We start from the raw sequence: 7,609 nt of genomic DNA on the forward strand, positions 1-7,609 counted from the left end.
CCTTTATCCATAACTGCTTTGATATCTGAATAATCTAGATTTACTAAGCCTGGCTTGGTAATTATCTCTGTCAATCCTTTCAATCCTTCCATCAGTACCTCATCTGCGACCTTGAATGCCTGATCTAATGGAAGATTTGGTACTAGCTCTAAAAGTTTGTCATTAGGAATTACTATTGTAGTATCTGCATATTTTTTGAGTCTGTCTATTCCCCACAACGCATTCTCCATTCTTAGTTTACCTTCGGCTGTGAACGGGATTGTCACGATCGCAATAACCAGTGCGCCATTCTCTTTTGCAAGTTGCGCAACATATGGTGCCGATCCTGTACCAGTACCGCCACCCATACCCGCGGTAACAAATACAATGTCTGATCTTGAAACCAATGCTCTCAAATCTTCATCTGCCTCTTTTGCAGATTCTGCACCGACCATAGGATCTGCGCCAGCTCCAAGTCCTCTGGTAGTTCTCTTACCAAGCAGAATTTTCCTGTTTGATTTAACCTGCAACAAATGTGGAGCATCTGTGTTAGCTGCAATTAAAGTCGCGCCATATACTCCTGCTTCAGTTAGCCTATTTATTGTGTTGGATCCACCACCGCCACATCCTATAATCTTAATGTTTACTTTAAGCTGTTCTACTAACTTAGCTAGCTCTTCATCGTCTTGCGATTTTGGTATCGGTTGCTGTGTTTGTCCCTGATTAGGGGTTACATAACTGTCCCCTATCACATTTTTTATTAGCGTTTTCAAATTATTCACCTTCTTTTCTGTATGTCATAATTTTGTCAGACAGATATTTACTTACATGTATATAAATATTTCTCAGTTTTCGCTATATGCTAATGAAAAATGAATAGAATATGACAATTTTTATTTAAAGTATTGATCATAAAAAAATTTAATATAGAGTTCAAATTTAGAGAAGAAGATGATTGCATTAAATCAAATATTGTTTAAATATGGAACAGTGAGCAGGACACTGGATGAACATAGATTTAAAGAAGAAACTGATTCTAGTCTTTTAAGGTACAGAAAAAATCTCGCTACGATATTCTGGAACATAACATTTTCATGTAATTTAAAGTGCATACACTGCTATGCTTCAGCCACTCCATATAAAAACCCAAACGAATTGTCTAATGAGCAGATATTTAGCACGATTGATGATTTGGCTGCCATGAAGTTACCAGTCATTATATTTTCTGGCGGTGAGCCTTATATGCATCCAGATCTGCTTGCATTTTCAAGTTATGCAAACAGTAAAGGAATAAGAGTTACATTATCTTCTAATGGTACACTTATCACTGATAACGTTGCTATGAAAATGGCGGAAGCGGGTATAAAATATGTTGGGATAAGCCTAGATGGCTGGAAAGATAGAAACGACGCCTTCAGGGGAGTTAATGGCGCATTTGAAAAAGCAATAAGGGGAATAAAAGCGGTTAAAAAGGGCGGCATGCTTTCTGGCATAAGATTTACCGTTACAAATGATAACTATGAAGATTTAGATAAAATATTCCAGTTATCTAAAGAACTGGAAATAGATAGGTTTTGCGTTTATCATCTTGTGCCTGTAGGTAGGGGATCAAATGTAAAGGATATAGATAATGGTAAGAGAAGAGAAATTATAGATTATCTTATAGACAAGGCGTATGAGGTTAACAATGAGCATCTGAACATGGAAATTCTAACTGTAGATAATCCTGCAGATGGTGTGTACGCGTTCTTAAAAACTTATAAAGAGGATGAAAAAGCTGCAAAGCAGGTATATACTCTGTTAAAAAGAAGAGGTGGAGATAACAGCGGGATAAAGGTTGCAGATATTGATCCCTTGGGTAATGTACATCCCAATCAGTTCTGGTGGGATCTTGATATGGGTAGCGTAAAAAATAAGAAGTTCAGTGACATATGGAAGAATAGTGATGGAACAGTAAAAGAACTGAGAGATAATAAGGTTAAGAATCTAAAAGGAAAATGTGGAAGATGCAATTTTAAGGACATTTGCGGTGGCTTTAGATTAAGGGCATTGCGATATAATAATGATATATGGAGCGAAGATCCAGATTGTTATTTGACTGAGGCTGAGATTTCCACCGAGATACCAGAGGAATGGAAAAAATGAACTTTGATGAACGACCAATGATTGTATTTTATGAGGCTACGAAAGCATGCATGCTCTCTTGTAAACATTGCAGGGCAAATGCGGTATTTAACAGAGATCCGAGAGAGTTGAATCTGGTAGAGATTGATAAATTGGCCAGTGAACTAGAGAGCTTTGGAAGGCCTTGGCCTATCGTGATAATCTCTGGCGGAGACCCCCTGATGCGTGGAGACATATTTGATGTCATTGACATATTTAATTATCATAATCTTATTACTAACATTGCTTTTAGTGGTACTAAACTGGTAACAGAAAAGAAAATAGAAAAGATTGCAGAACGTGTTAAAACGGTGGCAATAAGCCTTGACGGTGCAGATGCAGCAGTACATGATGCATGGCGTGGTATAAAAGGCACATTTGATACTTCCCTGCAGATCATTTCATTATTGAAGGAATATGAAGTGAGGTTTCAGATAAACACTACTGTCAGCAATTTCAATCTTGAAAATTTAAGAAAGATGCCAGAACTGCTGGAAAAGCTAGAGCCTGATACATGGGACCTGTTTTTTTTAATACCGACAGGAAGGGCCCAGGAATCTATGATGATTGAGAGTAGCCAGGCAGAGCATTTTTTAAAAGAAACTTACGCGATGAGTAAAAATATAAAGTACAAGATAAAGGTGACAGAAGCACCTTTCTACAATCGTGTAAAGCTGCAGAACGGTGCAGCTGAAAAGACAATAATGCGTGATGAGAAAGGAAGGGGTGTTACTGACGGAAGGGGCACAATGTTCATCTCGCATATTGGCGAGGTAAATCCTACAGGGTTTTTGCCAGAATATGCTGGAAACGTGAAGAATAGCAATATCGTAGAATTATACAGAAAATCTGAAATATTCAATCTTTTGCGTAATCCTGATAAGTTAAAGGGAAAATGTGGGATATGTGAATACAGGTATATATGTGGTGGATCAAGGGCCAGAGCCTATGCAATATATGGAGATTATATGGCAGAGGATCCGCTTTGTAGTTTTATGCCCGAGGCGATTAAAAATGGAAATGATTGACAAAAAAATACTAGCGTTAATGCAAGAAGAGTTTCCCGTGTGTTCAGACCCATACTTAGAGTTAAGTGAAAAATTGGGAATATCAAAGATTGAACTTTTTAGCAGGGTAAAGGCTCTATATGATGCAGGGTATATATTAAAAATATCTCCCAAATACGTTCGTAGTTCTAAGGCAATCAAGGCTTTAATTGCATTAAAAGTAGAAAAAGAACTAGAAGATAAAATTGCAGAGGCAATAAATACTTATGAAGAGGTATCACATAACTATATAAGAGATGATGAGTACAGTATCTGGTTTACGATTTCAACAAAGTCTAAAAAGGAATTTGAGAATATTATATCCGAGATACAGGATATGAAAGGTGTTAAAAACATGTTGATATTACTATCTAAAAAGCTTTATAAATTAAATGTAGAGTTTGATGTATATGATTAACCTGGCCACTATCTTAAATAAAGGATTGCCAATTACAGAAGATCCTTACAGCACTTTGGCAGAGATATTGAATACGAGTAAGGAAGAGGTACTGAAAGAAATTAAAAAATTAATGGCAGAAAAGAAGATCATAAAGCTCAGTGCCGAGCTTGACTATGAAAAGTTAGGTTACAAAGTTAATGCCTTAATAGCAATGCAAATATCTATAAATATTGAAAAATCAATTAATGAGATATGTAAAACTAAAAATGTGACTCATTTTTATGAAAGAGAGACCCCTGCAAATTTTTCATATCCTTTCTATGCTATGACACATTTTAAAAATGAATCTGAGTTAAACGCGTTTTTGGAGAAATTAAATAATCTCGAGATAAATTACAAAGTACTGAAAACATTAAAAAAATATAAACGGGGTGGCACTAAGGTATGAAGCTATTTCCAATCATGCTAAACCTGAAAGGTCGGACCGTCCTCGTAATAGGTGGCGGTGTAGTAGCACTGAGAAAAGTGAAGATTCTTTCAGAGTTCGGAGCTGATATTACTGTTATTTCAGAAAAGTTTATAGAAGATTTTAATAAATTTGATATTGAAAAAATAAAATTAAAAATTAATGAGGCTAAGGATCTGGAACCATTTATGGCGGGAAGAGTATTGGTGATAGTAGCCACAAACGACAAAAAATTAAATGAACTCTCTGAGCAATTATGTAATAAATATAACATATTGTGTAACAGGGTAGATTTCAGAGAAAGCTCTGCAATATTTGCCGCCATACTTAAAAAGAGGGATATTATTGTTTCCATATCAAGTTCAGGAACTATTCCCTCTTTTTCTGTATTTTTGAGAGATAAGATAGCAGGACAGATAGAAATTTACATGCCAGCACTTGAGATATTAAAAAAAGTTAGAGAAACTATAAAGATCAGAGATTATGAAGCAAGAAAAAAATTGTTTAATGAGATATTAAATAATGAAGAATTCTGGCATAATATTAAGATAGGAAATTTACAAAATGCAGAGATAATAGCAAAAAAAATAGGAGGCATAGAATGAGTATAATGAGTGTTCATGCCACATATAAATTTTTGACACTGAATGAGCTTGAAGCTTGGACACGATTAGACGATGCTTTTCTATATCATTTTTTAACAGATGCAGATGTTAAAGAATATTTAATTTTGAGGACTTGCAATAGGTTAGAAGTGTATTTGAATGTAACAAACGTAGAGCCTGTAAAAAACAAATTTAAATCTTTATCTAAAACATTAGGAGCTAATGTATTCTTTTTAGAAAATACTGATACTGTAAAACACTTGATGCGTGTATGTTCAGGCATAGACTCCATGGTCATAGGTGAGCAGGATATACAAAGGCAGGTAAAAGAAGCACTTGAAACAGCAAGAAAAGATGGTACCTCTGGAAAAGTGCTGAATTATATATTTATGAAATCTTTGAGCACTGGTAAAGAAGTAAGAGAGAATACAAAAATAACAAACGGGATAATATCAATACCACAGAGTGCTATAAGATTACTTGAAGAAAGATCCAAAATGCAGAATTTAAAAAAGATTTGTGTGATAGGCTATGGCAAAGTTGGAAAAACGCTGATAAAATATCTAAGCGCTAAAAATGTAGATTTAACAGTTTGTGGGAGGGACATAGTCAAATTACAGAATATCGCAGATGAGTTTAATATAAAATATGTACCATTAAAAGATCTAAAAATTTCAGACTATGAATGTATTATTACTGCAGTATATGTTACTTCACCGATTATAAAATTTGAGAAGCAAGGAGCACTTCCAAGGTTGGTTATAGATTTAGGAAACCCTAGAAATGTAGATTCTGCTCAAAATCCAGAATATGTAGATCTGGAAGAGCTAAAACAATTTGTAAACAAAAATATAGAGTCCAGAAAGCTAGAGATCAGTAAGGCTGAAAGTATCATAGAAAAAAATATAATATCAGTATCTAAAAAACTGAAAAATTTTGAATTAGACAATATAATCTCCGAGCTCTATAAAAATGCAGAAAAGATAAAAAATGAGGAAATTGAAGAGACTGTTACTAAAATCGGAGCTAACAACATAGAAATTATTGAAAATCTTGCTAGATCATTGACAAATAAGCTTCTTGCACAGCAGACCAAAAGAATAAAAAAGATTTTTGTAGAAGGAGATCATGATAAAATAGCAGTATTAAAATATGTATTTGGAGCTGAAAAAGATGTATCCGACAACGAGAATGAGAAGGTTACGCGAAAATCAGACACTAAGAAACATGGTGACTGAAAGCGAAGTATCTTTAAAATCACTGATACAACCTATATTTATTGACGAAAACCTATCTAAGAAGAGAGAGATATCCTCTATGCCAGGCATATTCAGATATCCTCTGAATGGTGTGGTAGATGAAGTTAACAGTATCTTGAATTCAGGTGTGAAAGCCGTTTTATTATTTGGCATACCGTCCTGCAAGGATGAACTGGGATCTCAGGCATATGATGACCAGGGCGTTATACAGAAAAGTATCAGGCTCTTAAAAGAAAACACTGACGTGCTGGTCATTGCGGATCTTTGCATGTGCGAATACACATCTCACGGGCATTGTGGGCTCGTAAAAGATAATAAGATATTAAATGATGAAACTCTGGAAAATTACAAGAAAATTGCATTGAGTTATGCTCGAGCTGGAGTGGACATAATAGCGCCAAGCGGCATGATGGATGGGCAAGTACACGCGATAAGATCTGAGCTGGATGAAAATGGATATAAACTTCTGCCAATAATGGCGTACAGTGCTAAATTTGCATCTAATCTATATGGGCCGTTTAGAGACGCTGCCGAATCTACGCCAGGGTTTGGAGATCGGAAATCGTATCAGATGAACTATGCAAATGGTAGAGAAGCATTGAGAGAGATAGAACTGGATATTGAAGAGGGCGCAGATATAATAATGGTTAAACCCGCACTGTTTTACCTTGACATAATAGCAAAAGCAAGGGCTAGGTTCGATTTGCCGATTGCCGCTTACAATGTAAGCGGGGAGTATTCTATGGTTAAAGCAGCAGCAAAGAATGGATGGGTGGATGAGAAAAAGGTAGTTGCAGAGATGTTAACTGCGATTAGAAGAGCCGGAGCAGACCTGATAATAACTTATTATGCTAAAGAGTATGCAATGTGGCTGAAAAAATGAAATAACAAATTATTTATCTTAATATCTATTTACTATACAACTATGAATCAGCAAAGTTTAGTTTTAGAGTTAGCAAGAGCAATTGAAAAAGCTGAAACTGAGTTGCCTGAAGATGTTATACATTTTTTAAAAAATGCAAAAACGGGTGAAAAGAATGAAACTACTCTATCCCAACTAAATGCAATTTTAAAAAACATAGATTTTGCAAAGTCAAATAAATTACCGATTTGCCAGGATACTGGCACAATGACTTTTTATGTGGATCTGGGATTTGATTTTCCGTTTGCAAAAGAGCTTTATTCTGCGATGTTAGAAGCCACCAAGAAAGTAACGGCATCGTTGCCTTTACGTTCAAATACGACAGATCCTTTCACCGGCAAGAACACAGAGACAAACGTTGGGAAAAATGTTCCAAATATAAACTGGAACATGGTTGATGGATCTGATGCAATCATACATATTTTGCCAAAAGGTGGAGGAAGCGAGAACATGTCCGGATTAGGAATGCTTAAACCCGGAGAAGGAATAAAAGGCATAAAGAAATTTGTGGTCGAGCATGTGATAAAATCAGGAGCATACCCCTGTCCGCCAACGATTCTCGGGATCGGAATAGGTGGAGGGTCTGAGCTTTCTTTGATACTTGCAAAAAGATCTTTATTGCGAGAGCTGGGTGAGCGAAACCCGGAGCCAGAGGTTGCCAAGCTGGAGCTTGATCTTTTAGAGTTACTGAACAAAACTGACATAGGAACAATGGGCTATGGGGGCAATGTATCGGTATTAGATGTGCATATAGAGTATGCATCAAGAC

General features: G+C 35.9%; 9 protein-coding genes. 8 read left to right on the top strand and 1 reads right to left on the bottom strand.

Going from position 1 to position 7,609, the window contains the following annotated elements:
- On the bottom strand, positions 1 to 680 hold a 680-nt coding region (ftsZ, locus tag QXQ25_04575), incomplete at its 3' end, for a cell division protein FtsZ (GenBank protein MEM0160980.1).
- A 250-nt stretch (positions 681 to 930) separates the two neighbouring features.
- Here ftsZ and QXQ25_04580 point away from each other — a divergent pair.
- The 8 genes from QXQ25_04580 to QXQ25_04615 form a co-directional block, all read left to right on the top strand.
- Complete coding sequence (locus QXQ25_04580) at positions 931 to 2,124, top strand: radical SAM protein (protein MEM0160981.1); 1,194 nt, start codon at positions 931 to 933, stop codon at positions 2,122 to 2,124.
- Positions 2,112 to 3,170 (top strand): radical SAM protein, encoded by a 1,059-nt coding sequence (locus tag QXQ25_04585; protein ID MEM0160982.1) that lies wholly within the window; start codon positions 2,112 to 2,114, stop codon positions 3,168 to 3,170. Before QXQ25_04580 ends, QXQ25_04585 begins: the two co-directional genes overlap by 13 nt.
- Entirely contained in the window at positions 3,157 to 3,606 is a 450-nt protein-coding gene (locus QXQ25_04590) for an Lrp/AsnC family transcriptional regulator (GenBank protein ID MEM0160983.1), read from the top strand. Before QXQ25_04585 ends, QXQ25_04590 begins: the two co-directional genes overlap by 14 nt.
- Positions 3,599 to 4,036, top strand: coding sequence for a hypothetical protein (locus tag QXQ25_04595; GenBank protein ID MEM0160984.1), 438 nt, complete (start codon positions 3,599 to 3,601; stop codon positions 4,034 to 4,036). The genes QXQ25_04590 and QXQ25_04595 overlap by 8 nt, the downstream gene beginning before the upstream one ends.
- Positions 4,033 to 4,659: a bifunctional precorrin-2 dehydrogenase/sirohydrochlorin ferrochelatase gene (locus QXQ25_04600; GenBank protein ID MEM0160985.1), complete on the top strand. Its 627-nt coding sequence runs from the start codon at positions 4,033 to 4,035 to the stop codon at positions 4,657 to 4,659. Before QXQ25_04595 ends, QXQ25_04600 begins: the two co-directional genes overlap by 4 nt.
- Complete coding sequence (gene hemA / locus QXQ25_04605) at positions 4,656 to 5,897, top strand: glutamyl-tRNA reductase (protein MEM0160986.1); 1,242 nt, start codon at positions 4,656 to 4,658, stop codon at positions 5,895 to 5,897. Before QXQ25_04600 ends, hemA begins: the two co-directional genes overlap by 4 nt.
- Positions 5,833 to 6,801 carry a porphobilinogen synthase gene (hemB, locus tag QXQ25_04610; GenBank protein ID MEM0160987.1) on the top strand — a complete coding sequence of 323 codons (969 nt, stop codon included), beginning with the start codon at positions 5,833 to 5,835 and terminating at the stop codon, positions 6,799 to 6,801. The genes hemA and hemB overlap by 65 nt, the downstream gene beginning before the upstream one ends.
- Before the next feature lie 42 nt (positions 6,802 to 6,843).
- A partial coding sequence (locus QXQ25_04615) for a fumarate hydratase (GenBank protein MEM0160988.1) occupies positions 6,844 to 7,609 on the top strand: 766 nt, incomplete at its 3' end.

This window comes from Thermoplasmata archaeon, from assembly GCA_038729465.1.
In the GTDB taxonomy this organism is placed as follows: domain Archaea; phylum Thermoplasmatota; class Thermoplasmata; order Thermoplasmatales; family ARK-15; genus JAVRLB01.